24 protein-coding genes and 2 pseudogenes are annotated in these 26,756 nt (G+C 39.6%); 22 read left to right on the forward strand and 4 right to left on the reverse strand.

Annotated elements, in window-relative coordinates; translation table 11 throughout:
* Positions 1-340 precede the first annotated feature (340 nt).
* From ACOMA9_RS06720 to ACOMA9_RS06735, 4 genes are all read left to right on the forward strand, one after another.
* Positions 341-997, forward strand: a complete 657-nt coding sequence (locus ACOMA9_RS06720; protein ID WP_270737118.1) for a DUF4230 domain-containing protein — start codon at positions 341-343, stop codon at positions 995-997.
* A gap of 308 nt (positions 998-1,305) precedes the next feature.
* Positions 1,306-1,656, forward strand: coding sequence for a hypothetical protein (locus ACOMA9_RS06725; RefSeq protein ID WP_421424985.1), 351 nt, complete (start codon positions 1,306-1,308; stop codon positions 1,654-1,656).
* Position 1,657: 1 nt separating this feature from the next.
* A complete protein-coding gene (locus ACOMA9_RS06730; protein ID WP_421424986.1) occupies positions 1,658-2,164 on the forward strand; it encodes a DUF6287 domain-containing protein in 507 nt (168 codons plus the stop codon).
* Between the two features lie 212 nt (positions 2,165-2,376).
* Positions 2,377-3,234, forward strand: a complete 858-nt coding sequence (locus ACOMA9_RS06735; protein WP_003037792.1) for a 5'-nucleotidase, lipoprotein e(P4) family — start codon at positions 2,377-2,379, stop codon at positions 3,232-3,234.
* A 44-nt stretch (positions 3,235-3,278) separates the two neighbouring features.
* Here the strand turns inward: ACOMA9_RS06735 and ACOMA9_RS06740 are convergent.
* A pseudogene (locus ACOMA9_RS06740) lies at positions 3,279-3,411 on the reverse strand (ISL3 family transposase); the annotation flags it as partial.
* Between the two features lie 99 nt (positions 3,412-3,510).
* Between ACOMA9_RS06740 and ACOMA9_RS06745 the strand changes: the two are divergent.
* The 3 genes from ACOMA9_RS06745 (at position 3,511) to ACOMA9_RS06755 (ending at position 8,617) form a co-directional block, all read left to right on the forward strand.
* Complete coding sequence (locus ACOMA9_RS06745) at positions 3,511-7,905, forward strand: PolC-type DNA polymerase III (RefSeq protein WP_330945444.1); 4,395 nt, start codon at positions 3,511-3,513, stop codon at positions 7,903-7,905.
* Positions 7,906-8,171: 266 nt separating this feature from the next.
* Complete coding sequence (locus tag ACOMA9_RS06750; protein ID WP_003039358.1) at positions 8,172-8,369, forward strand: hypothetical protein; 198 nt, start codon at positions 8,172-8,174, stop codon at positions 8,367-8,369.
* Positions 8,370-8,386: 17 nt separating this feature from the next.
* Positions 8,387-8,617 carry a GlsB/YeaQ/YmgE family stress response membrane protein gene (locus ACOMA9_RS06755; protein WP_003039588.1) on the forward strand — a complete coding sequence of 77 codons (231 nt, stop codon included), beginning with the start codon at positions 8,387-8,389 and terminating at the stop codon, positions 8,615-8,617.
* A gap of 498 nt (positions 8,618-9,115) precedes the next feature.
* Here the strand turns inward: ACOMA9_RS06755 and def are convergent, their stop codons facing one another.
* The gene (gene def, locus ACOMA9_RS06760) at positions 9,116-9,730 is read right to left on the reverse strand and encodes a peptide deformylase (RefSeq protein WP_003039413.1); all 615 of its coding nucleotides are present in this window, start codon (positions 9,728-9,730) and stop codon (positions 9,116-9,118) included.
* A gap of 256 nt (positions 9,731-9,986) precedes the next feature.
* Between def and ACOMA9_RS06765 the strand changes: the two genes are divergently transcribed.
* Positions 9,987-10,220, forward strand: coding sequence for a hypothetical protein (locus ACOMA9_RS06765; RefSeq protein ID WP_421424989.1), 234 nt, complete (start codon positions 9,987-9,989; stop codon positions 10,218-10,220).
* Here the strand turns inward: ACOMA9_RS06765 and ACOMA9_RS06770 are convergent.
* Positions 10,217-11,031 (reverse strand): annotated as a pseudogene (locus ACOMA9_RS06770) (transposase). The gene ACOMA9_RS06765 and the pseudogene ACOMA9_RS06770 sit on opposite strands and share 4 nt — an antisense overlap.
* 258 nt (positions 11,032-11,289) lie before the next feature.
* Between ACOMA9_RS06770 and ACOMA9_RS06775 the strand changes: the two are divergent.
* From ACOMA9_RS06775 to ACOMA9_RS06805, 7 genes are all read left to right on the forward strand, one after another.
* Positions 11,290-12,462 carry an MFS transporter gene (locus ACOMA9_RS06775; protein ID WP_004224639.1) on the forward strand — a complete coding sequence of 391 codons (1,173 nt, stop codon included), beginning with the start codon at positions 11,290-11,292 and terminating at the stop codon, positions 12,460-12,462.
* Positions 12,449-13,177 (forward strand): pseudouridine synthase, encoded by a 729-nt coding sequence (locus ACOMA9_RS06780; protein WP_247906180.1) that lies wholly within the window; start codon positions 12,449-12,451, stop codon positions 13,175-13,177. The genes ACOMA9_RS06775 and ACOMA9_RS06780 overlap by 14 nt, the downstream gene beginning before the upstream one ends.
* Before the next feature lie 134 nt (positions 13,178-13,311).
* Positions 13,312-13,581, forward strand: coding sequence for a 30S ribosomal protein S15 (gene rpsO / locus ACOMA9_RS06785; protein WP_003026255.1), 270 nt, complete (start codon positions 13,312-13,314; stop codon positions 13,579-13,581).
* A 162-nt stretch (positions 13,582-13,743) separates the two neighbouring features.
* Positions 13,744-13,965, forward strand: a complete 222-nt coding sequence (locus ACOMA9_RS06790) for a DUF4649 family protein (RefSeq protein WP_003026254.1) — start codon at positions 13,744-13,746, stop codon at positions 13,963-13,965.
* Positions 13,966-13,980: 15 nt separating this feature from the next.
* Positions 13,981-14,295, forward strand: a complete 315-nt coding sequence (gene trxA, locus ACOMA9_RS06795; RefSeq protein WP_049514583.1) for a thioredoxin — start codon at positions 13,981-13,983, stop codon at positions 14,293-14,295.
* Between the two features lie 192 nt (positions 14,296-14,487).
* Positions 14,488-15,756 carry an MFS transporter gene (locus ACOMA9_RS06800; protein ID WP_247906179.1) on the forward strand — a complete coding sequence of 423 codons (1,269 nt, stop codon included), beginning with the start codon at positions 14,488-14,490 and terminating at the stop codon, positions 15,754-15,756.
* A 65-nt stretch (positions 15,757-15,821) separates the two neighbouring features.
* Positions 15,822-16,868 carry an ArsR/SmtB family transcription factor gene (locus ACOMA9_RS06805; RefSeq protein ID WP_421424992.1) on the forward strand — a complete coding sequence of 349 codons (1,047 nt, stop codon included), beginning with the start codon at positions 15,822-15,824 and terminating at the stop codon, positions 16,866-16,868.
* Between the two features lie 76 nt (positions 16,869-16,944).
* On the opposite strand, the gene pepF is transcribed toward ACOMA9_RS06805, so the two are convergent.
* Positions 16,945-18,744: an oligoendopeptidase F gene (gene pepF, locus ACOMA9_RS06810; protein WP_421424993.1), complete on the reverse strand. Its 1,800-nt coding sequence runs from the start codon at positions 18,742-18,744 to the stop codon at positions 16,945-16,947.
* Positions 18,745-19,192: 448 nt separating this feature from the next.
* On the opposite strand from pepF, the gene pnp reads away from it, so the two are divergent.
* The 7 genes from pnp to ACOMA9_RS06845 all read left to right on the forward strand — a co-directional run bounded on the left by pnp (position 19,193) and on the right by ACOMA9_RS06845 (position 26,742).
* Positions 19,193-21,373: a polyribonucleotide nucleotidyltransferase gene (pnp, locus tag ACOMA9_RS06815; protein ID WP_421424996.1), complete on the forward strand. Its 2,181-nt coding sequence runs from the start codon at positions 19,193-19,195 to the stop codon at positions 21,371-21,373.
* A gap of 49 nt (positions 21,374-21,422) precedes the next feature.
* Positions 21,423-22,007, forward strand: a complete 585-nt coding sequence (gene cysE / locus ACOMA9_RS06820) for a serine O-acetyltransferase (RefSeq protein WP_049533181.1) — start codon at positions 21,423-21,425, stop codon at positions 22,005-22,007.
* A gap of 43 nt (positions 22,008-22,050) precedes the next feature.
* Complete coding sequence (locus tag ACOMA9_RS06825) at positions 22,051-22,818, forward strand: nucleoside phosphorylase (RefSeq protein ID WP_049533180.1); 768 nt, start codon at positions 22,051-22,053, stop codon at positions 22,816-22,818.
* An 83-nt stretch (positions 22,819-22,901) separates the two neighbouring features.
* A complete protein-coding gene (gene cysS, locus ACOMA9_RS06830; protein WP_330945376.1) occupies positions 22,902-24,245 on the forward strand; it encodes a cysteine--tRNA ligase in 1,344 nt (447 codons plus the stop codon).
* Positions 24,238-24,642 (forward strand): Mini-ribonuclease 3, encoded by a 405-nt coding sequence (locus ACOMA9_RS06835; protein WP_049514571.1) that lies wholly within the window; start codon positions 24,238-24,240, stop codon positions 24,640-24,642. Before cysS ends, ACOMA9_RS06835 begins: the two co-directional genes overlap by 8 nt.
* Complete coding sequence (locus ACOMA9_RS06840; protein WP_330945377.1) at positions 24,629-25,501, forward strand: helix-turn-helix domain-containing protein; 873 nt, start codon at positions 24,629-24,631, stop codon at positions 25,499-25,501. Before ACOMA9_RS06835 ends, ACOMA9_RS06840 begins: the two co-directional genes overlap by 14 nt.
* Positions 25,502-25,611: 110 nt before the next feature.
* Positions 25,612-26,742: an ABC transporter ATP-binding protein gene (locus ACOMA9_RS06845; RefSeq protein WP_247906174.1), complete on the forward strand. Its 1,131-nt coding sequence runs from the start codon at positions 25,612-25,614 to the stop codon at positions 26,740-26,742.
* Positions 26,743-26,756: the final 14 nt, after the last annotated feature.

Raw genomic sequence — 26,756 nt, forward strand, 5'->3', positions numbered from 1 at the left:
GGTCAGTTATGGTAAGATGGTAGTAGCTCATAGTTTTTCCTCGGGTTCTGTTTGTGTGGTTACTTACAGTTTACACCAATGAAACGCTATGAGTTTTTTTGTTGCACTATATTTTACAATTTATCATATAAAAATGCATTAAATTACTTGACAAATTATATATATATATATATATAATTTGTACTGGAGAGGTTTTAATTATATTATGAAAATAGGGAAAATTGTACCATTTGTTTTGTTGCTTTTGATTGTCATTCTTTTTCCGCTGAATCCTTATATAGCAGCTTTTATCGCTGTGATGAGTCTAGGGATAGCATTTTTGATTCGGAGGAAATAGAACATGAAAATAGTGAAGAATTTCATAAAAAAAGTTTTAGGGGCTAAGATTTACGTTTGGATTGTGTTAGCCGTTCTTGCTACTTTTTTTGTCGTCGCAAAAACTTATAATATTATTGGGTATTTCCAAGGGAAAAATGCTTCAGATGAGCGGAGTCAGATTTATACTCAAATCACGCATCTAGAGAAAGTCAACGAAAGTGTCTTTTTAAATGTCGGAATTCAAAGGGTTGAAACGATTGAGAAAGATAAGAAAATACCTGGAACTAATATCAGCATTCCACTGTCTATAAAGAAGGCTATTATTATTCTTAATTATAATGCTAAATTTGGGATTAAGGAAGCAGTGAAGGTTAGAAAACTTGCGGAACATCAGTATGAATTAACTATTCCTAAATATAAAGTGATAGGAGTAGAGGTTCCAGATAATCCAAAATATCGATATAAACTATATGATACAAGAGGACAGCTGTTGAGTGGAGCAACCGAAAATATTGATACGGGAGAATATGTATCCAGAGGGCATAGTAGTAAGGAGCAAGAAGGGTATATCAAGCAGTATAAAAAACTTATCACAGAATCAGCAGAACATTACTATACAAATATTGTGAGGAGTATTGATCCAGAAGCTAAAGTCACATTTAAAAACGTGAATGGGTGAATGGATAGTAAGAAAATGAGTTTTAATGGCTGGGCAAAGATTAGTATGAAAGCAAAAAAGGCTTAGAATCTGGTTTAAATAAACCTTGATTTTAAGCCTTTTATAGTGTCGTTGGTTATCTATTTATGCCCCAAAATGGCGTTTTTGTCCGATCTCTTTAGAATAAACAGTCTTCTCAACACTGACTAGAATGACGGCGTCTAGGGGATAAGTTAAGTATTAGAAGGTTTAATGTTTACTATTTTATTTTACTTTGTTGCATAATTACGGTATATTAGGTATAACATATTTTATTGGAGACATGCTAAATGAATCATCAATGGGATAAACATAAATTTTTATTTATGATCTGTACAGTATTGCTACTGGTTTTAGGGAGCATAGTCTATTTTCTTGTTCATTCTAGGATAGATGGCACTCCTAATGAAAAACAAGTGGCGTCATTTACAACATCTTCGCTGTCGGATAGTTCTGACAATCAAGTTAACATCACAGGGGATTATATGGCCAATACAGGTGATAAAGCCCGACTTGATAGGAATGGTAAGCAGAATGGTAAGCAATGGACGATTGGCTACCAGACTCCTGATGGTGCTGTTTCAGGACAATTTACGACAGAGTGGAAAACGGAAAGGGGATGCTTTAGTTGCAACGGATAAAATGAAAAAGTCAGATGGAAATACAGATTTTACAATAACGATACGTATTTTCAAATATAAAGCAAAAAAGAATCATCTGATTACCATCACTATGTCTGATGGAAACCCAAACCATGAAATGGCTTTTGCAAATCAAAAGAATTTCTTTGAGTCAAGCAAGGAGAGTAAAAAAGAGTCCCCTAATCAACAAGATTTAGATATTGTAGCCATTATGAAAGGTGATTATAGGACTTTGGCAGGATACTGGAAGAATGAGGAAGGCAGAGAAATAACTATAAGCGCAGACGGAAAAACAAACAGAAATGAGAATATCTCTCCCAATTTAATCTCCACTTCCAAGTTTCCAACACTCAATATACGATGGGGTAATACAGGGGCTCTGATTGCCTTATTTAAAATTGGTTTTAAAAATCCGTGTGGTGATGAATCGGATACCAGCAGACCAAGATTGTTGCTCGGTCAAAATATTGGAAATGAACCTGCTGATCAGTATTATTATAGGCAATAAGGATAAATACTAAGTTATTTTTCTTTCTTGAAGAAAAGATAATGAAAAGCTCTTGACTTGTAATCAACAATAAGTGGTATAGGGATTCTAGTTTTCCAACAGTTCACCATTTTTTGCGAATCTACTTTTCTCCTACATTTGGTCAGATAATTTGCAAAATTAATATGAAAGCGCTATAATTTTGACAGATTAATTTTAGGAGGATTGGTTTTATGAAATCATCTAAAGCCACAATCACAATTTTCTCTGCTCTTGCTTCGGTTATTTTATTGACCAGCTGTGGAACGAAGACGACAGACAATAAGGCTGCGCAAAGTAACACATCTGACAGTAAAGTCACCATGACTTATGACCAATTGCGGTCAAGGGAAAATACCATGTCCACTCTTTGGTATCAAAAGTCAGATGAAGCTAAAGCGCTGTACCTGCAAGGTTATAATGTTGCAACGAATCGTTTGAAAGAATTGCTGCAAAAACCGACAGATAAGCCTTACTCAATCGTTCTTGACTTAGATGAAACAGTATTAGACAACAGTCCTTATCAAGTTCAAAATGTCAAAGACGGTACGGCCTTTAATCCTAAAAATTGGGATGCATGGGTGAAAAAGGCTTCAGCTAAGGCGGTTCCTGGTGCCAAAGAATTTCTCCAGTATGCACATCAAAACGGCGTTCAAATCTACTATGTTTCTGACCGTGATGCGAGTCAGGTAGATGCGACAATTAAGAATTTGGAAAAAGAAGGCATTCCAGTACAAGGGAAAGACCATTTGATGTTCTTAGAAAAAGGTGTGAAATCAAAAGAAGGTCGCCGTCAGAAAGTACAAGAAACGACGAATTTGGCCATGCTTTTAGGTGATAACCTCGTTGACTTTGCGGATTTCTCAAAAACATCAGCAGAAGAACGTAGTAAGAAATTAGAAGAATTAAAGAACGAATTCGGTGGAAAGTTCATCATCTTCCCAAATCCAATGTACGGTTCATGGGAAAGCACTGTTTATAAAGGTAAAAAATTAGATGCGAAAGGTCAAACTGAAGAACGTCAAAAAGCATTAGAAGGATATAAAAAATAAAAGGGAAAACAGACTCAATGTCAACTGTAGTGGGTAACCTATCGCTAACTGCGAGAGAGAATCAGATTGGTTCTCTCTTTTTTGATGTTCAAAGCGATGAGAACTTTCGTTTTAAAATTGTCAAAGTTCCGAGAAACCAAAAGCTTAGCATTTGACGTCCTTGATGAGATGATTGGTTTATATTAAAAACAATGAGGGATATTCCTTATCTATTTTTTAATCGAAAATTCATTTGTTTTATGGTAAAATAGTTTCATTACCATACGAGGAAAAAAGATGTCATCTACGTTTGAAATTTTAATGAATCAAATCAATATGCCACTTGATATGAGACAATCAAGTGCCTTTTTACATGCAGAAATTGAGCAAGTTTTAGTGCATACCGTCAGTCATGTCTGGGAATTTCAGTTTGCTTTTGGAGAAATTTTACCCATTGAGTTGTTTCAAGAATTAAAAAAACGTTTAAATGAAGAATTTTCTAAGACGGGCAACCAAGCTATTTTTGAAATTAAGGCTGCCAATCAAGATTTTACAGAGGAGCTGTTGCAGGCTTATTACAAAGAGGCTTTTACAGAAGGACCTTGTGCCAGTCAGGGCTTTCGTAGTATGTACCAACAATTAAAGGTGCATGCGGACGGCGATCAGCTCTGGATTGAGGGACCCTCCAGTATTGATACGGAGCATTTTCGGAAAATCCATTTGCCAAATTTAGCCAAGCAATTGGTGAAGTTTGGCTTTCCGCATTTTCACTGTCAGGTCAAAGCAAGTGACGCCTTGACTCAGCAACAAGTCGAAACTTTCCAAGTCGAAAAAGAAAAGATTGTGCAAGCGGCTAATGACGAGGCACTAAAAGCTATCGAAGCGCTGCAACAAATGGCCCCACCACCAGCTGAAGAAAAATCCAACTATTCTGATTTTCAAGCACGAAAAGCGGCTGCCCGACCAAAGCTGGACAAGGCAGAGATTACGCAGATGATTGACATCCAGACCGAGGAAAATCGCATTGTCTTTGAAGGTATGGTCTTTGATCTTGAGCAAAAAGTTACCCGCACAGGGCGTGTGCTGATTAACTTTAAGATGACCGACTATACTTCTAGCTTCGCCCTTCAGAAATGGTTTAAAAACGAAGAAGAAGCCAAAAAATTTGACATCATTAGGAAAAATTCTTGGTTGCGTGTGCGTGGAAATATTGAAATGAATAACTTCACGCATGACTTGACCATGAATGTCCAAGATGTGCAAGAAGTGACACATTATGAGCGGAAAGACTTGATGCCAGAAGGTGAGAAGCGGATTGAATTTCACGCGCACACCAATATGTCAACTATGGATGCTCTTCCAGAAGTGGAGGAATTGATTGCGACAGCCGCTAAGTGGGGACATCAGGCAGTTGCTATTACAGACCACGGGAATGTGCAGAGCTTTCCGCATGGTTATAAAGCTGCGAAAAAAGCAGGTATTCAGCTGATTTACGGCATGGAAGCTAATATCGTGGAAGACCGAGTTCCTATTACTTATAACGAAGTGGATATGGAGCTCAAGGAAGCCACTTATGTTGTCTTTGACGTGGAAACTACCGGTTTGTCTGCTATTTACAATGACTTGATTCAGGTCGCGGCAAGTAAGATGTACAAGGGCAATGTCATTGCCGAGTTTGACGAGTTTATCAATCCGGGGCATCCTTTGAGTGCTTTTACGACAGATCTGACGGGGATTACAGATGAGCATGTCAAAAATGCGAAGCCGCTGGAGCAGGTCTTGCAAGAATTTCAAGACTTCTGCCAAGATACGGTACTCGTTGCCCACAATGCTACCTTTGACGTGGGATTTATGAATGTCAATTATGAGCGGCATGGACTTCCACGAATTACGCAGCCAGTCATTGATACTTTGGAGTTTGCTCGCAATCTCTATCCAGAATACAAGCGTCACGGTTTGGGACCACTGACTAAGCGTTTTCAAGTATCGCTTGATCATCATCACATGGCTAATTATGACGCGGAAGCGACAGGACGCCTACTCTTTATTTTCATTAACGATGCGGCAGAAAAACGAGGCGTTACCAATTTGCAAAAGCTAAACACAGATTTGGTGGATGAAAACTCCTATAAAAAAGCGCGGGTCAAACATGCTACGATTTATGTAAAAAATCAAACGGGTTTGAAGAACATTTTTAAATTAGTCAGTTTGTCTAATACAAAGTATTTTGAGGGCGTACCGCGGATTCCACGAACAGTTTTGGATGCGCACCGAGAAGGTTTAATTTTAGGAACAGCCTGTTCAGAAGGAGAAGTGTTTGACGCGGTTGTTTCGCAAGGTGTTGATGCTGCAGTAGAAGTTGCGAAATACTACGATTTTATTGAAATCATGCCGCCAGCAATTTATGCACCGTTGATTGCTAAAGAGCAGGTCAAGGATATCGAAGAGCTTCATACCATTATTAAGAATTTGATTGAAGTGGGAAATCGATTAGACAAGCCTGTTCTTGCTACAGGTGATGTGCATTATATCGAGCCTGAAGAAGAAATTTATCGAGAAATTATCGTCCGCAGTTTAGGGCAAGGGGCAATGATTAATCGTACCATTGGACATGGCGAAAATGCTCAACCAGCTCCACTTCCAAAAGCGCATTTCCGCACAACCAATGAAATGCTGGATGAGTTTGCCTTCTTAGGTGATGAATTAGCTCACAAAGTGGTTATTGACAATCCAAATCAATTGGCAGCAACCTTTGAACCGATTGAAGTGGTGAAAGGTGACCTCTATACGCCATTTATTGACAAATCAGAGGAAAAAGTCGCTGAAATGACTTATGCCAAAGCCTTTGAAATTTATGGAAATCCACTACCAGATATTGTAGACCGACGAATTGAGCGGGAATTATCCTCCATTTTGGGGAATGGATTTGCCGTGATTTATCTGGCTTCGCAAATGTTGGTACAGCGTTCAAATGAACGCGGCTATTTGGTGGGTTCACGTGGTTCGGTCGGCTCTAGTTTTGTGGCGACCATGATTGGGATTACTGAGGTAAACCCTTTATCTCCTCACTATGTTTGTGGCAAATGCCAGTATTCAGAATTTATTACGGACGGTTCTTACGGTTCAGGCTTTGATATGCCAGATAAAGATTGTCCGCATTGTGGACATAAGTTGAGTAAAAATGGACAGGATATTCCTTTTGAAACCTTCCTTGGCTTCGATGGTGACAAGGTGCCTGATATTGACTTGAACTTTTCTGGTGAAGATCAACCGAGTGCTCACTTGGATGTCCGAGATATTTTTGGTGAGGAATATGCCTTTCGTGCTGGTACGGTTGGTACAGTCGCTGCCAAAACAGCTTATGGTTTTGTGAAAGGGTATGAGCGGGATTACAATAAATTTTACCGTGACGCAGAAGTAGAGCGATTGGCGCAAGGTGCAGCAGGTGTCAAACGGACGACTGGACAGCACCCTGGAGGAATTGTGGTTATTCCAAACTATATGGATGTCTATGATTTCACACCAGTTCAGTATCCGGCGGATGATTTAACGGCAGAGTGGCAAACTACTCACTTTAATTTCCATGATATTGATGAAAATGTCCTAAAACTTGACGTTCTCGGTCATGATGATCCGACCATGATTCGGAAGTTGCAGGATTTATCCGGCATTGACCCAAATGAAATTCCAATGGATGATCAAGAAGTTATGGCTCTCTTTTCTGGGACAGGTGTTCTCGGAGTAACGCAGGAGCAAATAGGTACGCCGACTGGTATGCTGGGGATTCCTGAATTTGGAACCAACTTCGTGCGGGGTATGGTGGATGAAACTCATCCAACGACCTTTGCGGAATTGCTTCAATTATCAGGATTGTCTCACGGTACTGACGTATGGTTGGGCAATGCACAAGATTTGATTAAGCAGGGAATTGCTGACCTGTCTACTGTTATCGGTTGTCGGGATGACATCATGGTCTATCTGATGCACAAGGGGCTGGAGCCCAAGATGTCCTTTACCATTATGGAACGGGTGCGGAAAGGCATGTGGCTCAAAATTTCTGATGAAGAGAGAAATGGCTATATCGCTGCCATGAAGGAAAACAATGTGCCTGAGTGGTACATTGAATCTTGTGGAAAGATTAAGTACATGTTTCCCAAAGCTCACGCGGCTGCCTATGTGATGATGGCCTTGCGGGTGGCCTACTTCAAGGTGCATCATCCGATTTATTACTACTGTGCCTACTTTTCTATTCGTGCCAAAGCCTTTGACATCAAAGTCATGAGTAGTGGGCTAGATGCAGTGAAGCGCAAGATGAACGAAATCGCTGAAAAACGCAAAAATAATGAAGCTTCCAATGTTGAAATTGACCTTTATACAACTCTAGAAATCGTCAATGAAATGCTGGAAAGAGGCTTCAAATTTGGCAAACTCGATCTTTATAAGAGTGATGCGACAGAATTTCTTATTGACGGAGATAGCTTAATTCCTCCATTTTCTGCTATGGATGGTTTGGGAGACAACGTTGCAAAACAATTGGTTAAAGCGCGTGCAGAAGGAGAGTTTCTTTCAAAAACCGAATTGCGCAAGCGCGGTGGCTTATCCACTACTCTAGTTGATAAAATGGATGAAATGGGGATTCTAGGCAATATGCCAGAAGACAATCAGCTCAGTCTCTTTGATGATTTATTCTAAGATCTTTTCTTTTGATGAATGTGGGAAACTTTCATCAGAGACAGTTGCCATTAGACTAAAATTTTCGCTCGTTTGTTTGCAAAATATGATTGGTTTTGCAGCTCTTTCATGGTAAGGACTTCCTGCGAGTAGCTGGCTGTTTTTTGAAAGGTTCTACTAAAATAGTCAAAGTAGAGTGGAAATTTTACTACTTGTAAAGTTTTTTACAAAATTTTATAGATTACGGTTGTTCTTTGTAAGCCATTTACAAATAGAAAGGATACATTATGAAGTTAATGATTTCAGCTGAAGATAAAAAAGCCCTAAGAGATTTTCATTATTCACTAGAATTTTCTGGAAAAGTAGTACTTGCCTCGGTGGCGTTGGTCAGTTTGGCTGTGTTAGCAAGTCGTGCCTGTTCTTCCAAAAAGAAGAAAAGCTGCTGTTTGCATAAAAATAGTGCAAAAGTGAGAATAATAAAATAATCAGGAAGGATAACTAAATGATTGGGAGTATGTTTGTCGGTTTCATTATTGGTCTAATTGCAGCAGCAATCACCAATCGTGGAGAACGAATGGGCTGTATTGGCAAGATTTTACTAGGTTGGTTTGGAGCTTGGCTTGGGCAAATGCTCTTTGGTAATTGGGGACCTCATCTGTCAGATACAGCGATTATTCCATCTGTGTTGGGAGCGATTATTCTTTTAGCTATTTTCTGGGAAAGGGGAAGCTGACTTCTAAAAATAGGATTGAGACCGATACTTACGATTGCTAGTGTAGTCGCCCACAAAGGAATTAACATTTGAAAATGTTAATCTCAGCTTTCTTATTTCAAGGCTTCGGTACAAAATGTTCTGTATAGTCTCGCCCCACAAGGCGACTTAACTGTTTTTCAGACTGTTTAGATAGTGAATGCAGAAAACGAAGGTTTCATCAAAATTACTCTTTGGAGTTTCAAAGGCGAATGAAGATGAGACTTGCTTCACAAGTTCTATCTACCACCTCAAAATAGTGCTTTGTTTTGTGCGATAGCAGTTGCGTTAAAATTGCTTGTCATCCTAAAGTCATGAGTCTGAGACAGATTCACACGATAACTACAAAAAAGAACAACCTTGATTTTCTGTTTATCAGAAGCCAAAGTTGTTCTTTTTATTTGTATTCTTGAGTTATAGTGCTTTTATAAAGAAATTTTAATTGGGAATGCTGTTATATCAGAGATTCCCTTTTATTTATTATTCAATCACTAACATACCGTCTTTGATTGCGAAGGGTTCTTTTTCATTGATGCGGTCATAGAACATGATGCCGTTGGTGTGGTCAATCTCGTGTTGAACCACGATTGAGTTGTATCCTTTGAGTTTGATACGGTGTTTTTCACCTTCTTTGTCAAAATATTCAACAGTGACGCGTGCATGGCGCACGACATAACCAGGCACTTCGCGGTCAACTGACAAGCAGCCCTCCCCTTCAGCTAGTGCGGCATCTTGAACAGAATGTGCCACTACTTTAGCGTTGTACATAACCGTTTGCAAAGCATAGGCTTCCTTTGGTGGATTGCCTTCTTTATCTGGCAGGTTTGGGACCAATACGGCAATAATCCGCTTTGACAGATCTAGCTGAGGTGCAGCTAGACCAACGCCGCCTCGAAGTCCCATTTTTTCAGCCATCACAGGATCTTGTGAATTCCTCAAAAATTGGAGCATTTTTTCACCCAAGATAACTTCTTGCTCGGTAAGTGGAAAGGTGACATCCTTGGCGACTGCCCGAAGTGTTGGATTTCCTTCGCGAATGATGTCATTCATATCAATCAAATGAGCTGGTTTTGTTAATTTTTCAATAACAGACATGTTTTCTCCTTCGTTCTAAAAATGGATTTTTATTCCAAATTAAATTCTTTGTATATGATAAATATAACACAAAATAGAGGAGAAAGAAAGGAATCGAAATAGCGTGTAATAAATATGTGGAGAAAACACGAAATAAATTAGTAAAAAATTAGTCTATTTTGCTTGATATTTTTAGCAAAAATATGTATGATATTTAGTTGGATACCTAAAATATTATTAGTAACAAAATAAATTACTTTTTAGGAGGGACAAAAAATTGAAAATTCTACTATTTGGAAATACGGGATATGTAACCAAAGAGTTTATACAAGAAGCTTTTCCAAAGGATACGGTTTATCTTTTGGGAGAAACAGATTTAAAAAGTTCAAAAAAATTAAAATTGACAGTTTTTCCGAAAACAAAAGAAACCATTTTAGTAGAAGTTTTAAGAACCTATCAATTTGACCAAATTGGGCTCTTTGTCAACTGTAGTGGGTTGATGAAAAGCTAAGATTGAGAGAGGACGAGATTCGTTCTCTCTCTTTTGATGTTCAAAGCGATGAGAATGCGTTTCTTGAAGTTGTCAAAGTTCCTGAATCCAAAAGCGTTTCACTTAATGACCTTGATGAGATTGTTAGTTGCTTCCAGCTTGGCGTTGGAGTAGGGCAGTTCCAAGGCATTGAGAATCTTGTCTCTGTCCTTCAGAAAAGTTCGAAAAACTGTCTGAAAAATTGGGTGAACATCAGAAATAACCTCCTCAATCAGATCGAAGAAATGATTAGCTTGCTTTTCCTGAAAGTGAAAGAGCAGAAGCTGGTAAAGCTCATCTTCCCTTTCTTGAAGCCATACTCATCCCAGCTCATGATTTCTGGCAGTCTCTGCCAGTTCGTTTCAAATTTGAATTCCTTGAGCTTGCGAATGACGGTTGAAGTTGAGATAGAGAGCCTGTGGGCAATATCAGTCATGGCTTGCTTCTCAACCAATAATTGAGCGATTTTCTGTTTGACTGCGACGGCAATCTGGTGATTTTTCTGGACGAAGGAGGTTTCGGTGACAGCCATTTTTCCACGGTTCTTACAGCGAAAGCGCCGCTTTTTGAGTCGGATAAGGGTTTTGTATCCTGCTGTCTCCAGATAAGGGATTTTAGAAGGTTTCTGGAAGTCGTATTTGGTCATCTGTCCCTTGCAGGCAGGGCATGGAGGAGCATCATAGTCAAGGTGGGCCAGGATTTCTTTGTGAGTACCGGTATCAAAAAGATTGTCTATTTTGATATTTTGGTCTTCAATTCCAAGAAGTTTTGTGATAAAATCGAGTTGTTCCATATGAGTCTTTCTAATGAGTAGTTTAGATGCTTTTCATTATAGGTCATATGGGACTTTTTGTATACACAAAAATAGCTCCATAATCTCTGCGGTGGTGTTACCCACTACAGAAATTATAGAGCCTATAAAGTTTCCCCTTAAGTTGATATAAAAATAGCAACTTAGGGGGTGTTTGCTTTAACTTTGTGGATTATCAGATTGCGTCTTTTCATAAAAAACTGTATGATAGGGATAGTGTGATTTTAGAAAGAAGATAAGATGAAAAGATTCATGGAGAAGGCTAGTATTCTGGCTTTATCATTTGTGTTGACAACGGCATTTTCAATTTCCAGCGCCTTACCGGCAATGTTTCAGTTTTATAAGAATTATTCTTCTAGTCAGGTAGAGTTATTAGTCTCCTTGCCGTCTATTGGGATTATGTCTTTATTGCTTTTTAATAGTATTTTAGAGCGTTTCTTATCTGAGCGGCAAATGATTATACTAGGGCTATTGTTATTTTCTCTTTGTGGCCTCATCCCATTTTTCAATCAAGCTTATGGTCTCGTTTTTGCTTCGCGATTTATTTTTGGTTTAGGGCTAGGTATGATGAACCCTCGAGCAATTGCGATTATTAGTGAGCGATTCCAAGGGAGAGAGCGTGTGCAGATGTTGGGCTACCGTGGGTCAGCAGAAGTTGTTGGGATGGCTTTGTTGACTTTAGCGGTCGGGCAACTCTTGCGTTTTGGCTGGACAACTACTTTTCTGGTTTATACAGTTGGCTTTATTATTTTAGCCCTATATCTTTTGTTTGTTCCTTATGAAAAAAGCAAAGTCGATAAACATGAGCATCTCAAGTCTGCTCAGAAAATGACCACAAAACAAGTGCATTTAAGCATATTGTTGGCTTTTATAGCTGGAATGATTGTGTGTACTAATGTCGCTATCAATTTACGTATTCCAAGTCTTGTCTTACAGAATAAAATGGGAAGTGCTGAAACAGCGAGCTTAATTCTCAGCTGTATGCAGCTTGTCGGGATTCTAGCTGGCGTTAGCTTTGCCAGCTTAGTGAGTATGTTGAAAAATCGCTTATTGACAGTAACGGGAATTGTTTTTGGTTTCAGTCAAGTGATGATTGGTTTTTCGAGCCACATTTGGTTCTTAAGTTTAAGTGCTCTGTTGGCTGGTTTTGCTTATAGCGTATCTCTAACAGCTGTATTTCATATTGTATCAGAGAAAATTCCTGCCCATTTGGTCAATCGCGCAATAGCGATTGTTGTCTTGGGTTGCAGTAGTGGTGCTTCAGTATCAACATTCGTCCTATCCTTGATTGGAAGCATTTCTTCTGTTCCAACCTTTATTTTTAGTGTACTAGGGGTTCTCATGATAGCAGTATCCATTTTAGCTGCTTTTGTCACTCATCAACAAAATGAGGAAAAAGATGCGATTAGATAAGTTTTTAGTAGAAATGGGGCTTGGTTCACGAACAGAAGTCAAACGCCTATTGAAAAAGAAGCAAGTTTTGGTTAATGGAAAAATAGAAACATCTGCGAAAATTCAAATAGATGAAAATCAGGACGAAATTTCAGTCAATAAGCGAGTATTGGACTATGAAAAATTTGTATATTATCTTTTAAATAAGCCGAAAGGAGTCATTTCAGCTACTGAAGATGCTAACCATCAAACAGTTTTGAATTTGTTAGATGAAAGTGCACGCCAGAAAGAAGTTTTTCCAGTTGGACGACTTGATATTGACACTCACGGACTTTTGTTATTAACCAATAATGGTGCTTTGGCACATGCGATGTTGTCTCCTAAAAAGCATGTAGCAAAAGTTTATCGTGCAAAGGTAGATGGGATTATAACTGAAAAAGATGTGGAGCATTTTGAAGCAGGAATAGAGCTCACGGACTTTACCTGTCAGCCTGCAAAGTTGACCATAGTAAAAGTAAATGAAGAGCAACAGACTTCTCTTGTAGAGATTACAATTTCTGAAGGAAAATTTCATCAAGTAAAACGAATGGTTCAGGCTTGCGGAAAAACGGTAACAGATTTGGAACGCCTTTCTATGGGACCGCTTATGCTGGATGAGCGTTTGGAATTAGGCACTTTCCGTCGTTTGACAAAAGAAGAATTAGAAAAACTCACTATTTTTGGTGTAGAACTCTAAGCCGGAATGTCCCATTTGACAAAACCTTTCCTTCTTGGTAGAATAAGTATGTCGTTAAAGACAAATAACTTTTTCTTGGTATTAGGTGGGCCAAGCCTAACACTCGGATGAAGCGTAAAGAAAAGGAGTCTATCATGGCAATCTCAAAAGAGAAAAAAAATGAAATTATTGCACAATATGCACGTCACGAAGGTGACACAGGTTCAGTTGAAGTACAAGTAGCTGTTCTTACTTGGGAAATCAACCACCTTAACGAACACATCAAAGTACACAAAAAAGACCACGCTACTTACCGTGGTTTGATGAAAAAAATCGGTCGTCGTCGTAACCTTCTTGCATACTTGCGTAAGAACGATGTTAACCGTTACCGTGAATTGATCAACTCACTCGGACTTCGTCGTTAATTCAATTAAAAGTCTCTCATGAAAATGAGAGCTTTTTTTCTACCATTAGAAATAGAAATGTGGCAGAGTAAGCATATCCCTTGACTGTTGTAACAGCTATTGATACAATGTATTTATAAAAATAATTACAAATGTAATTGAATAATAAAAAGGAGAATGACCATGATTGAAATCACTTATTTGGATGCTAGTAAGCAAGAGAGGGTTATAACGTTTGAAAGCTATCAAGAATTTGAGCAATCGCAGCAAGCCTGCTTGATTAATGTAGCAGATTATTACCCGGTTCAAAAGCTGCTTGTTAATGGACACGAATTGGATTACCAAGGGACTTACGGCGATGTTTTCTTTTATTTAATGAAGCAAGATTTAAATCAATACAAATAAAAGTGAGGTAAAATGATGACAAAAGCTATTACTGATGCAACGTTTGAAGCAGAAACAAAGGACGGTCTTGTTCTTATTGACTTTTGGGCAACTTGGTGTGGACCTTGTCGCATGCAAGCTCCTATTTTGGAAAAACTTTCCGCAGAAATTCCAGAAGATGAATTGAAAATTGTGAAGATAGACGTTGATGAAAATCCAACTACTGCACGGCAATTCGGCATTATGAGTATTCCGACTCTCTTATTTAAAAAGAACGGTCAAGTTGTAAAACAAGTCGCTGGGGTACATACAGCAGCACAAATCAAGCAAATTGTGGCAGAATTAGGATAAAGCATAAAATCCGCTTAGTTTTTAAGCGGATTTTTAGGTGCCTGAAAACTTTTAGTCAGATACTTAAAAAAAGAGATTCTTGAGGAGCCATAATAAAACTTAAAATAAAGTATTGACTTATTTAAAATTAAGCGTATAATTATATTTAATAAAAATTAAGTGATTGCTTAATAAAAAGAAAGTGGATATAAAATGAAACGAATATTGCAAAATAAACTGTTTATGGGAACTTTCATCTCGGATATGTTGTCTAATTTTGGAGATGTACTCTATTATTTGGCTTTAATGAATTATGTTCTGCTATTGCCAAAAGCAAAATTTGCAATCTCTTTAGTGACTTTATCTGAAAGTTTGCCTTTTCTGACGATGATTTTCATGGGCATGTGGGGCGATCGTACTAAGAAGAAAGTAGATACGATTTTGGCGACGCTTCTGTTTCGGATAGGGCTATATCTGCTCATTGGTCTGGCTATGGGCTTTCAGCCAGCTTTATGGGTAGTGATTTTAGCTGTATTGGTCAATCTTTTATCTGATCTAGCTGGTCAATATGAAGATGCTTTGCACATACCACTCAGCCTTCGTATTATTCCAATGGAAGATCGTGAAGCCATGTATGCCTTTCGTCAAGGAGCAAGCTCTATCCTAAAGATTCTCTTTCAATCCAGTGGAGCAATTTTAGCTGGGCTGATGAGTTACCAACACCTTGCATTTTTTAATGCTGGAACTTTTGTAGTTAGTGCCTTGATAATGATGATACTTCGTCCTAGTTTAAATAAACTGCTCAAAGACAATCCAATTCATTCTTCTGTTGAGAATCGTGAGGAAGAGAGACATTTTATTAAAAATACATGGAATAGTTTGCAGCAATCTTATCAAACTATTCAGAATATCTTCATCTTAAAGACTTCTATTTTTACCATTGCTGGTTTAAATGCTGTGTTTGCAGCAGAGAATGCACTGCTCCTCCTAAATATGAAAGAAAATCCCAGTTTTGTATTTATCAATCCAGCTACAACTATAGCAACCGTTACAGTTGTAACTTTGGTAGGAAATATTTTGGGGAGTGTTTTGGTAACGACCTTATTAAAAAAAGTAAGTATGGAGTTTTTACTGAAGATTTCCGTATTCATGCCTCCTGCTCTCTTTATTGGTTTTTTACTCCACAGTATTTATATTATTTTCTTGGTTAATTTTTTGACAATGGTTATCGTAGGCATTTTTCAGCCGAAGATGAATGCTTTTGTCATTTCATCACTTCCTGAGGAGCGTTTGGCGACAATCAGTGCGGGGATTAGTAGTTTTTCCACATTAGGTTTAGTTCTTTGTCAAATGCTGGTAGCAGTTTTGGTAACGTTCTTGTCATCAGCCCAAATTGCTTTCTTATTTTTAATATTATCATCAATTTTATTCTTTTATACACTGAAAGTGCCCAGAAAAAATGCTAAACAAGTGATGCAATAGCTTTCCAAACAGTTTACTTGTTAGGGTGAATTTGATAAGATAACACTAAAGAAGGAGTAAAGATAATGGTGGAAGTACAGTATTCAGAACAAGCAAGTGATTTAATGGAGCAATTTTCTCTATCTACTCTGATACAGGATAGAAGAGAGACTATCGAAAGCCTTAGCGGCAAAGAGCGTGAGCTTTTAAAAGATGTTTTTCCTGTGATGGAGGAGCTTCGCCTTTTGTTTCAACCTTATAAGGAAAAAATGGAAACCTATTATTTGACTGGTTATGGAATCACCTTGCTGCAAAGTTGCTATTTGGAGATGGTAGATAAGGGGCTGATGCCCAAATCGGTTGAAGCGGTACATGCCTATTGTTTGCAGCTAGATGCCGAAGCGATAAGAGAACAGTTAAAAGATCTCTTAAACACAGGTCCTGAGCACATGGCTAAAAGTGGAGATTTTTGGGATTATTTAGAAGCATCATCTATTAAATCAGAAACTAAGTGGTATTTCAGTCAATTTTATCGGAAGCCACTTGAAGCTATGAAAGAGTTAATAGAGTTGTCTCGGGAACTTATTCCGCTTTACCAGCCTTACTTGGAAAAAAGTACTGCCGAACGTAGAGCTTATGCGGCATCCTTTTCATTGGAGGATACCATTACAGAGTCTGCTAGTCTGTCTCATTTTGATTGGAATTTTAAAGAAAATCAATTTATTAGGCTGTATGTTGTCAGTCCATGGGTGGTGCAGTTTTTATCTTACTTCAGTGAAACAGAACCGAAAGAGAGTCATTATTTTATCGTTTCTTGTCGCATTGATCAACTACTTAAAAGCGGAACAGAACTGGATATGGATACGTTTGCCGCAGTTCTCAAGGTACTTAGTGACAGCACACGCTATAATGTTATGGTAGAATTAGCTAAACCGTATGCTAAGAGCAAACGGATTGCTGAAGAGTTAGATATTACTGGAGCAGCGGTTTCTTTTCATACTCAAAAGCTCATCAATGCAAAACTCCTACTTTTTAATCGTGACCATAAAGATGTGAAATATGATGTAAATAAAAGTTTACTTAGAGAAATCATTGCCAAGCTGACTAGTGACTTTGGCTTGGAAGAAAAGTGAACAGAAAGATCTTTGGATTAGTTACAGACGAAAAAGTCCACTTAGAATTTCTAAGCGGATTTTTGAGTAGTTTCTGTTATTCTTCCAATTCTTTACTGTATTCAATAATCTGATCAACTGTGTCTGACAAGAATTGAATGGTATCACGGAGTGGTTTATCAGTAGAGATATCCGCACCAATGATGCGAGCTGATTCAAGAGGCGTTTTGCTTCCGCCAGATTTGAGGAAGTTGAGCCAATCGCGAGCACCATTTTCATTATTTTTCAAATGGAGATAGCCAGCAGTCGAGATGACGAGACCTGCGGAATAGGTATAACTATATAGTCCCATGTAATAATGACTTTGCCGCATCCAAGTGAGTGCAGCATCGTCATCAATTTCCACCGCATCACCCCAGAATTCGGTCAGAACCTCTTTCATAATGCTATTGAGCTTATTGGCACCAAAGGTTTCGCCTGCTTCAATCAGATTGTAAACCCGACGTTGGAAAGCGGCTTCTAGGAGGTGAGTGATGAAGTTATGGAAGTAGGTGTCAGTTAAGCGATGCGCAAGAGCAAAACGTTTTTGGCGTGGATTGTCAAATTGATGCTCTAAATAGTCGCTAAGCAGCAGCTCATTAAAAGTAGAAGGAGCTTCTACATAATAAGTTGACATGTGGGTGTTAAAGTAGCTTTGGCTGTTGTCAGAGAAGATAAATTGCCCAGAGTGACCAATTTCATGAATCAGAGTATATACATCACTCATACGACCCGTCCAACTCATGAGCACATAAGGGTGCACACGATAAGGGTCGGTCGCATAACCACCGGAGTCCTTACCGGCATTAGCTGCAAAATCCACCCAACGTTCTTTTTGATAATTGGCAATTTCGCGCGTGTATTCTTCTCCAAGCGGAGCAACAGACTTCATCACTAGTTCGTAAGCGTCATCAATAGTGACATCAGGATTGAGTGCGCTGTCCAAGTCTAATTTCCAATCTGCAAAGGTCATTTTTTCAAGACCGTTGATTTTAGCAACGTGTTTGAGGAACTTTTGTGCAACAGGTGCAAATTCAGTCATGATGAGGTCAATCTGCCGGTCAAACATAGAACGGTCTACCTCTTGCTCAGCCAAAAGATAGTCAAAGACAGAGTCATATCCCCGCATATCAGCAATCAGTTTTTCAGATTTTACTTGAGCCAGATAAGCTGCAGCAGCGGTATGCTGATGTTTACGAAGTCCAGCTGAGAAAGAACGGAAAGACTTTTCACGGACTTGAGCATTTTCGTGATTTTGGTAGAAATTTTCGTAGCTGATAAAGCTATTCTTATAAACTTTTCCGTCTACTTCAAAATCTTCCATGGCAAAATCACCTGCCCTCATTTTGGTGTAAATGTCTTGTGGGCTGTAAAAAACTTCACTAAGATTTGTCAGAGCCTTTTCGACATCAGCACCTAAATAGTGAGCTTTTTGAATTTTTGCTTGACGAATTGCAGCAGTCAAATGCGGTAGTTGTCCGAGACGGTCGAGTACTTTTTCATCGGCATTTACCAAAGCTGCGTCAAAGAAGCTAAGCGCAACGCTGGCTTCTGTTTCAAAATCTGTACCAGCTTGCGCAATCTGTGCAAAGCTTTCATCACCGTAATCCGTTGTTTGCGGCATAAAGCTGTAGTTGCCAATATGGCTTCTTTGAATGTAGATTTGCTCCAACTCAGCGAAGGCTTTTTCAAAATCCTCGAAAGTATGAAGGTTGTCCTTATAATCACGTGTGAACTGATTGATATCCTCGCGCGTTTTTTCAATCGCACGCAAGAAATCCTCTCGGTCTTGATAGAGGGCTGTTAAGTCCCACAGTTCATTTTCTGGAAATTCAGAACGTTGTTTTTGTTCAACCATAAATCTATTTCTCCTTGTCATTAACTTTCTTCTAGTATAGCAGAAAAACGCAATAAATAGACAGCATTTCAAAAATTATCGCTAAATTCTCAAAATTTCTTGGTAAAAAGCTGTTTTAAGGCTTTTTCTTTTAGTTGAAAATATGATAAAATAAGGTTTATACGTGCTTGATACAAAGATGAGGATTTAAAGGCTTATTGGAGACAATCCTTGTTTATTTCAAAAGTACAGCAGATGAACATTGTGAGCGTTTAACGAGATTTGCGACAGGAACTTGTTAAATCAATACTATTCGGCAAGAAGCTTTGACTTAGCAAGGCATTTAGCGATTAGCGTAAACTGATTAGGTACTCAGTACCAATCAATTTTAATGCTTTATATCTTGATCTTTGTAGGCAAGACGTATAAAAAAATTAGAAATTGAGCATAAGCTCAACGAGGAATATATATGACAAAGCAAGTATTTAAAACTACTTTTGCTGGTAAAGACTTGGTAGTTGAAACAGGTCAAGTGGCAAAACAGGCAAACGGCAGCGTAGTGGTGCGCTATGGTGAAAGCACTGTTTTGACAGCAGCCGTCATGTCAAAGAAAATGGCGACTGGTGATTTTTTCCCACTTCAAGTCAATTATGAAGAAAAGATGTATGCAGCTGGGAAATACCCTGGTGGATTTAACAAGCGCGAAGGACGCCCTTCGACGGACGCGACTTTGACAGCTCGCTTGATTGACCGTCCCATTCGTCCCATGTTTGCGGAAGGTTTCCGCAATGAAGTGCAGGTTATCAATACCGTTCTTTCTTATGATGCGGATGCTTCAGCACCTATGGCAGCTATGTTTGGTTCATCTCTCGCGTTATCAATCTCAGATATTCCTTTTAACGGTCCAATTGCTGGCGTGCAGGTCGGCTATGTCAATGGAGAATTGGTTATCAATCCAAGTCAAGAACAAAAAGAAGCTTCGTTATTGGAATTAACCGTTGCAGGAACTAAAGAAGCGATTAATATGGTGGAATCTGGTGCCAAAGAATTATCAGAAGAAGTGATGCTGGAAGCCCTTCTGAAAGGTCACGAAGCAGTTAAGGAATTGATTGCTTTCCAAGAAGAAATCGTGGCAGCAGTCGGAAAAGAAAAAGCAGAGGTTGAGCTTCTTCATGTGGATGAAGAATTGCAAACAGAAATTGTAGCAGGCTATAATGCTGACCTTCAAAAAGCCGTTCAGGTAGAAGAAAAATTAGCGCGTGAAGCCGCAACTCAAGCTGTTAAAGACGAAGTTATAGCCCTTTACGAAGAAAAATATGCTGACCATGAAGAATTTGACCGTATCATGCGTGATGTAGCTGAAATTTTAGAGCAAATGGAGCATGCAGAAGTACGTCGCTTGATTACCGAGGATAAAGTTCGTCCGGATGGTCGTAAGGTAGATGAAATTCGTCCATTGGATGCTGAAATTGACTACCTACCACGTGTGCATGGATCTGGTCTCTTTACTCGCGGTCAAACTCAAGCTTTGTCAGTTTTAACGCTTGCGCCAATGGGAGAGACGCAAATCGTTGACGGTTTGGATCCAGAATATAAGAAACGCTTTATGCACCACTACAACTTCCCACAATACTCCGTAGGAGAAACTGGTCGTTATGGTGCACCAGGTCGTCGTGAAATCGGTCATGGAGCCCTTGGCGAACGTGCACTTGCGCAAGTATTACCAAGTTTGGAAGAGTTTCCTTATGCTATCCGCTTGGTAGCAGAAGTCCTCGAATCAAATGGTTCCTCTTCACAGGCCTCAATTTGTGCTGGGACGCTGGCGCTTATGGCTGGTGGGGTACCAATTAAGGCACCAGTAGCCGGAATTGCTATGGGGCTCATTTCTGATGGCAGCAATTATACAATTTTAACAGATATTCAAGGCCTGGAAGATCATTTTGGAGACATGGATTTCAAGGTGGCTGGTACACGTGAAGGGATTACTGCTCTTCAAATGGATATCAAGATTGAAGGAATTACCGCTGAAATCCTGCAAGAAGCGCTTGCACAGGCGAAAAAAGCTCGTTTTGAAATTTTGGATTTGATTGAGCGTACAATTCCAGCTCCTCGTCCAGAACTCGCTCCAACCGCTCCAAAAATCGATACAATCAAGATTGATGTTGATAAAATTAAGATTGTCATCGGTAAAGGCGGTGAAACGATTGACAAGATTATCGCAGAAACAGGTGTCAAGATTGATATTGACGAAGAAGGAAATGTTTCTATTTACTCTAGCGATCAAGATGCGATTAACCGTGCCAAAGAAATCATTACAGCGCTTGTGCGTGAAGCAAAAGTAGATGAAGTGTATCATGCAAAAGTTGTTCGGATTGAGAAATTCGGTGCTTTTGTCAATCTCTTTGACAAGACAGACGCCTTGGTGCACATCTCTGAAATGGCTTGGACGCGTACCAATAAGGTTGAAGATTTGGTGCAACTTGGTGATGAAGTAGATGTCAAAGTTATTAAGATTGATGAAAAAGGTCGTGTGGACGCTTCTATGAAAGCTCTTCTACCACGTACTCCTAAAGAAGAGAAAGCAAAAAAACATCATCATAAAACACATAAAGAGCACAAAGCTGTTCAAGAAGAAAGGGCGCAAGACTAGAGAGGTTGCTAAGTGTTTGCCTTCAGTCTAAAGCTAGAAAGGAGTCATCATGGGTTGGTGGAAAGAGACGATAGGTATTGTAAAAGAAAATGATCCGGCAGCTCGCTCCTCACTTGAGGTGCTGTTGACTTATCCTGGGATTAAGGCTTTGGCTGCTCACCGACTTTCTCACTTTCTGTGGAATCATGGATGTAAACTTTTAGCTCGGATGCATAGCCAATTTTGGCGATTTTGGACTCAGATTGAGATTCATCCGGGGGCACAGATTGCTTCAGGTGTCTTTATTGACCACGGGAGTGGTTTAGTGATTGGAGAGACGGCCATTGTAGAAAAAGGAGTGATGCTCTATCATGGTGTCACTCTTGGAGGAACAGGGAAAGATTGTGGGAAACGTCATCCGACGGTTCGTCAAGGTGCGCTTATTTCAGCTCATGCGCAGCTAATTGGTCCGATTGAAATTGGTGAAAATGCCAAAGTCGGAGCGGGTGCGGTTGTGGTAGCAGACGTGCCAAGTGATGTGACTGTTGTTGGGATTCCAGCTAAAATTGTCCGAGTTCACGGGCAAAAAGATGCTCCAACAATCAAGAATCTAGAAGAAATCCGCGAAGAAAGTTATTACTCATCTAAATTGTAGTGAGAGATGGTTGAATGTAGGCTCAAAAGAAGGTGTATATAGCGTGCTATTAGAAGAATTTGAAGATGTAGTTGGGGTTATCGAACCAACAGATAGGCAGATTATTGATAAGGGAGAGGTTTGTAAAACTATCATCTTGTCCTTTAACGGGGAAATTTTGCAAGGCTTGATTGAATCAGAAGAAGTCTATCTGGGAGGCTATTTAAAAAATCTTAACGGTCAATTTCCTTGGTATATATATAAATGTGATGGAAATCGAGTGGCGGTCATGACGGCACTTATTGGAGCTCCGATGGTAGTCGGTCAGCTAGAGGAGTTGGCAGCTAGAGGTTTCAAGAATTTCGTCATTTTAGGTTCCTGTGGCGTTTTGGATCGCTTGATTGAGGCGGACAAGATTATCTTGCCTGCTGCTGCTTTGCGAGATGAAGGGACTAGCTATCACTATGCCCCGCCGGGTGATGAAATCGCCTATGACGAATCCCTGTTGGTTGAGCTGGAAGCTATCTTTGGTAAGCACGATATCGAGCATATCCGAACCAAGTCTTGGACGACAGATGCTTTTTATCGGGAAACACCTGATAAAGTTAAACGCCGTCTAACAGCGGGAGCCCAAGTAGTAGATATGGAAGCTTCTGCTATTATGGCTTGGAGTCAATTTCGTAAAGCTCAGGTTTATCAGTTCTTCTATACAGCAGATTATGTGGATCACCACAATAAAATCTGGGATGCCCGCCGTGAAGAGCGGACGGCTGATGCCATGACTTTTTTCACGATCGCTTTGACAATAGCAAAGGAACTAGAAAGGAACTGAGTAGAAACAGAAAGTTTGACACTAGATGACTGCTTCTGCAGTTGATTTTATCTACTTTCCAGTCACTCTCAGTATCGTAAAATATGATCAAAATCTATGATACTATGACTCGCAGCCTACGTGAATTTGTGCCCATTGAGGAGGGCAAGATCCGCATGTATGTCTGCGGGCCGACCGTTTATAACTATATCCATGTCGGCAATGCTCGCTCAACAGTAGCTTTTGATACGATTCGCCGTTATTTTGAGTATCAAGGCTTTGAAGTCAACTATATATCCAATTTCACCGATGTGGATGATAAAATTATCAATCGAGCTAAAGAAGAGGGGATCACACCTCAGGAAGTGGCAGACAAGTACATTGCTGCTTTTCGGGAAGATGTGACGGCGCTGGGGGTTCAACCAGCGACCCGGCACCCGCGCGTAGTGGATTATATGACGGACATCATTGATTTTGTACAAGTCTTGGTGGACAAAGGATTTGCCTATGAGTCAGAAGGGGATGTTTACTTTCGGGTTGAAAAGTCCCCTAATTACGCTAAGTTAGCCAATAAAACCCTAGCAGACTTAGAGCTTGGAGCTTCTGGTCGGACAGATAAAGAAACGGCCCGCAAGGAAAATCCTGTTGACTTTGCTCTTTGGAAGGCTGCTAAGCCCGGTGAAATCTTCTGGGATAGCCCTTGGGGACCCGGTCGTCCAGGCTGGCATATCGAATGTTCCGTCATGGCGACAGAAATTCTGGGAGATACGATTGATATTCATGGCGGTGGAGCTGATTTAGAATTTCCGCACCATACTAATGAAATCGCTCAATCAGAGGCTAAAACTGGAAAGACTTTTGCCAACTACTGGATGCACAATGGCTTTGTCAATGTTGATGATGTCAAGATGTCTAAGTCTCTGGGTAACTTCATTACCGTCCACGATGCCCTTAAAACCATTGACGGACAAGTCTTGCGTTTCTTTTTTGCGACTCAGCACTACCGCAAGCCTATCAATTTTACAGAAAAAGCCGTTCACGATGCGGAAGTAAATCTGAAATATCTGAAAAATACTTACGAGCAACCCTTTACGGGAACAGTCGATCTGACAGACTTGCAGGTTTTTCTGGATAAATTCACCACTGCTATGGATGAAGATTTCAATGCAGCAAATGGCATTACAGTCGTTTTCGAACTAGCTAAGTGGATTAATTCCGGTCACTACAATCAAGAGGTGAAAAGCGCTTTTGCTGAGCTTCTGCAAGTTTTTGGTATTGTCTTTACAGCAGAAGTACTGGATGCGGATATTGAAGCCTTGATTGAGCAGCGCCAAGCTGCGCGTGTTGCCAAGGACTTTGCAACAGCTGATAAAATCCGTGATGAATTGGCAGCTAAAGGGATTAAGCTTTTAGATACCAAGGACGGAGTGAGGTGGATGCGTGATTGATGTCAATCTCATAAATGGTATTGCCTTGGCTTTTGAAGGCGATGCTATCTACTCAACTTATGTCCGCCGTCACTTGATTTTTCAAGGATTAACCAAGCCGAACCAGCTACACAGAGAAGCAACTAAGTATGTGTCAGCTCGCGCGCAAGCTAACCTCATTTCTCAAATGTTGGAAGAAAAAATTCTGACCGAAAAGGAAGAAGATATTTACAAGCGTGGACGCAATGCCAATAGCCATACAAAAGCTAAAAATGCTGATATTGTGACCTATCGCATGTCGACAGGTTTTGAAGCCGTTCTGGGATATTTACACATGACCGATCAAATCAAGCGTTTAGAAGAGCTGATTGATTGGTGTATTGTGAGAGTGGAGGGCGCACAGCATGATAAAAACTGATTTTTTAAAATGGTTCCCTCAAGGGAGGCTTCAATCCAATCCAAATGCAAACGAAAATGAAGTGGCAATTCCCATTTCAAGTAATCAATGGTTGTTATTTAAGAAGAGCAGTTTGACAAAGCGAGAGCAAGAGCTTATTTCTTTACTGCTTGAGAAAGAGTCTGCATTTGATGGTGGACCTTGGTATGATTATTTGGTTCATAATCGTGGTAAAATGCCACAAAATGTTCAAAAGATACAGTTCGTTCATTGTCATTTATTCCATTATGAAAATGAAACGATTGGGTCTTGGTTGGAAATGATGCGAACCATACTGCCCAATAGAATAGCAGATTTTCAGCTATCCTCTCAGGATTACATCTTTGTGCTGGATCAAACGCGGTTAGTTCCTGTAAAAGATGTGCTTCGTGATACTTTATCGGCTATCGAATATGACTTTAGCTTAACTCTGACGATTAAAATCGGGCAAATTTGGCCTCTAATTTTTGAAGAAAGTTATTCAGAACTTTTTCAAGCGGAACATGCTCTTTTCGTCAAATGGTGGGAGCAGGTTCAACATTCCAATGTGCATTCTTTTTCTCAACTCTTTTTGTGGGGGATTGGTCAAAAGGATTTCATATTGCCAATTTTAACGAAAAAACTTCATCAATTGATTGAAAGTCAAGATCAGCTCGTTGATATTATTGCAGCTTTGTGGGAAAACACGGCAGTTGTGACAAAAGCTGCCCAACAGTTGTATATTCATCGGAATACTTTACAGTATCACATCGATAAATGGGAAGAATTGACGGGCTTACAGCTAAAAGACCTGACAGATTTGACTTTGTGTTACCAAATTGTCATCAATGATTTAGTGTAATGTTTTGTGCACCCTGCACAAAACATTTTTTTTATTTTGTTCACTTTGCCATAGGATAATGAAGCGTTTTCATATATAATAAAATCATAATAACAAAGGAGTTCCATCTTATGGTAGAATTAAATTTAAAAAACATTTACAAAAAATATCCAAACAGCGAACACTACTCTGTAGAGGATTTCAACTTGAATATTAAAGATAAAGAATTTATCGTTTTCGTAGGTCCTTCAGGATGTGGGAAATCTACTACGCTTCGTATGATTGCTGGTCTTGAAGACATCACAGAAGGTGAATGTTCAATTGACGGACGCGTGGTGAACGATGTGGCACCAAAAGACCGTGATATTGCTATGGTTTTCCAGAACTATGCTTTGTATCCACACATGACCGTGCATGACAATATGGCTTTTGGTTTGAAACTTCGTAAATACAGCAAGGATGATATTGAAAAACGTGTAAATGAAGCAGCGGACATTCTTGGTTTGAAAGAATTCTTGGATCGTAAACCAGCTGACCTTTCAGGTGGTCAACGTCAACGTGTAGCCATGGGACGTGCCATTGTCCGTGATGCAAAGGTATTCCTTATGGACGAACCACTTTCTAACTTGGATGCGAAATTGCGGGTATCCATGCGTGCAGAAATCGCTAAAATTCACCGTCGTATCGGAGCAACAACTATCTATGTTACTCACGACCAAACAGAAGCGATGACCTTGGCTGACCGTATCGTTATCATGTCTGCAACGAAAAACCCTTCAGGTACAGGTACAATCGGACGTGTAGAACAAATCGGTACCCCACAAGAAGTTTACAAAAATCCAGTCAATAAATTTGTCGCAGGCTTCATCGGAAGCCCAGCTATGAACTTCATCAATGTTACCTTGAAAGGTAATGAAATCGTTGCACAAGACCTTTCTTTGAAAGTACCAGAAGGTGCCTTGAAGGTACTTCGTGAAAAAGGCTATGAAGGCAAGAAACTCATCTTTGGTATTCGTCCAGAAGACATCAATACAGAAGGTGCTTTCCTTGAAACATTCCCAGATTCAGTAGTTCATGCTAAAATCTCTGTATCTGAATTGCTTGGCTCTGAATCCCACTTGTATTGCCAAGTTGCAGACAATGAATTTATTGCTAAAGTAGATGCTCGTGATTACCTCAAAGCTGGAGCAGGTATTGACCTTGGCTTTGACTTGAACAAAGCACACTTCTTTGATCCAGAAACAGAAAAGACAGTTTACTAATTTACAACGCCTCT

The sequence above is a fragment of the Streptococcus atopicus genome (genome assembly GCF_049166725.1).
In the GTDB taxonomy this organism is placed as follows: Bacteria; Bacillota; Bacilli; order Lactobacillales; family Streptococcaceae; genus Streptococcus; species Streptococcus hominis.

Coding starts and splice junctions, on each gene's coding strand:
- ACOMA9_RS06720 (WP_270737118.1), top strand. CDS start 341: ATGAAAATAGTGAAGAATTTCATAAAAAAAGTTTTAGGGGCTAAGATT.
- def (WP_003039413.1), bottom strand. CDS start 9,730: ATGTCTGTTATTGAAAAATTAACAAAACCAGCTCATTTGATTGATATG.
- ACOMA9_RS06775 (WP_004224639.1), top strand. CDS start 11,290: ATGAAAAGATTCATGGAGAAGGCTAGTATTCTGGCTTTATCATTTGTG.
- ACOMA9_RS06725 (WP_421424985.1), top strand. CDS start 1,306: ATGAATCATCAATGGGATAAACATAAATTTTTATTTATGATCTGTACA.
- ACOMA9_RS06845 (WP_247906174.1), top strand. CDS start 25,612: ATGGTAGAATTAAATTTAAAAAACATTTACAAAAAATATCCAAACAGC.
- ACOMA9_RS06735 (WP_003037792.1), top strand. CDS start 2,377: ATGAAATCATCTAAAGCCACAATCACAATTTTCTCTGCTCTTGCTTCG.
- ACOMA9_RS06745 (WP_330945444.1), top strand. CDS start 3,511: ATGTCATCTACGTTTGAAATTTTAATGAATCAAATCAATATGCCACTT.
- ACOMA9_RS06800 (WP_247906179.1), top strand. CDS start 14,488: ATGAAACGAATATTGCAAAATAAACTGTTTATGGGAACTTTCATCTCG.
- ACOMA9_RS06790 (WP_003026254.1), top strand. CDS start 13,744: ATGATTGAAATCACTTATTTGGATGCTAGTAAGCAAGAGAGGGTTATA.
- ACOMA9_RS06750 (WP_003039358.1), top strand. CDS start 8,172: ATGAAGTTAATGATTTCAGCTGAAGATAAAAAAGCCCTAAGAGATTTT.
- pepF (WP_421424993.1), bottom strand. CDS start 18,744: ATGGTTGAACAAAAACAACGTTCTGAATTTCCAGAAAATGAACTGTGG.
- ACOMA9_RS06755 (WP_003039588.1), top strand. CDS start 8,387: ATGATTGGGAGTATGTTTGTCGGTTTCATTATTGGTCTAATTGCAGCA.
- ACOMA9_RS06840 (WP_330945377.1), top strand. CDS start 24,629: ATGATAAAAACTGATTTTTTAAAATGGTTCCCTCAAGGGAGGCTTCAA.
- ACOMA9_RS06805 (WP_421424992.1), top strand. CDS start 15,822: ATGGTGGAAGTACAGTATTCAGAACAAGCAAGTGATTTAATGGAGCAA.
- ACOMA9_RS06730 (WP_421424986.1), top strand. CDS start 1,658: ATGAAAAAGTCAGATGGAAATACAGATTTTACAATAACGATACGTATT.
- rpsO (WP_003026255.1), top strand. CDS start 13,312: ATGGCAATCTCAAAAGAGAAAAAAAATGAAATTATTGCACAATATGCA.
- cysS (WP_330945376.1), top strand. CDS start 22,902: ATGATCAAAATCTATGATACTATGACTCGCAGCCTACGTGAATTTGTG.
- pnp (WP_421424996.1), top strand. CDS start 19,193: ATGACAAAGCAAGTATTTAAAACTACTTTTGCTGGTAAAGACTTGGTA.
- cysE (WP_049533181.1), top strand. CDS start 21,423: ATGGGTTGGTGGAAAGAGACGATAGGTATTGTAAAAGAAAATGATCCG.
- trxA (WP_049514583.1), top strand. CDS start 13,981: ATGACAAAAGCTATTACTGATGCAACGTTTGAAGCAGAAACAAAGGAC.
- ACOMA9_RS06780 (WP_247906180.1), top strand. CDS start 12,449: ATGCGATTAGATAAGTTTTTAGTAGAAATGGGGCTTGGTTCACGAACA.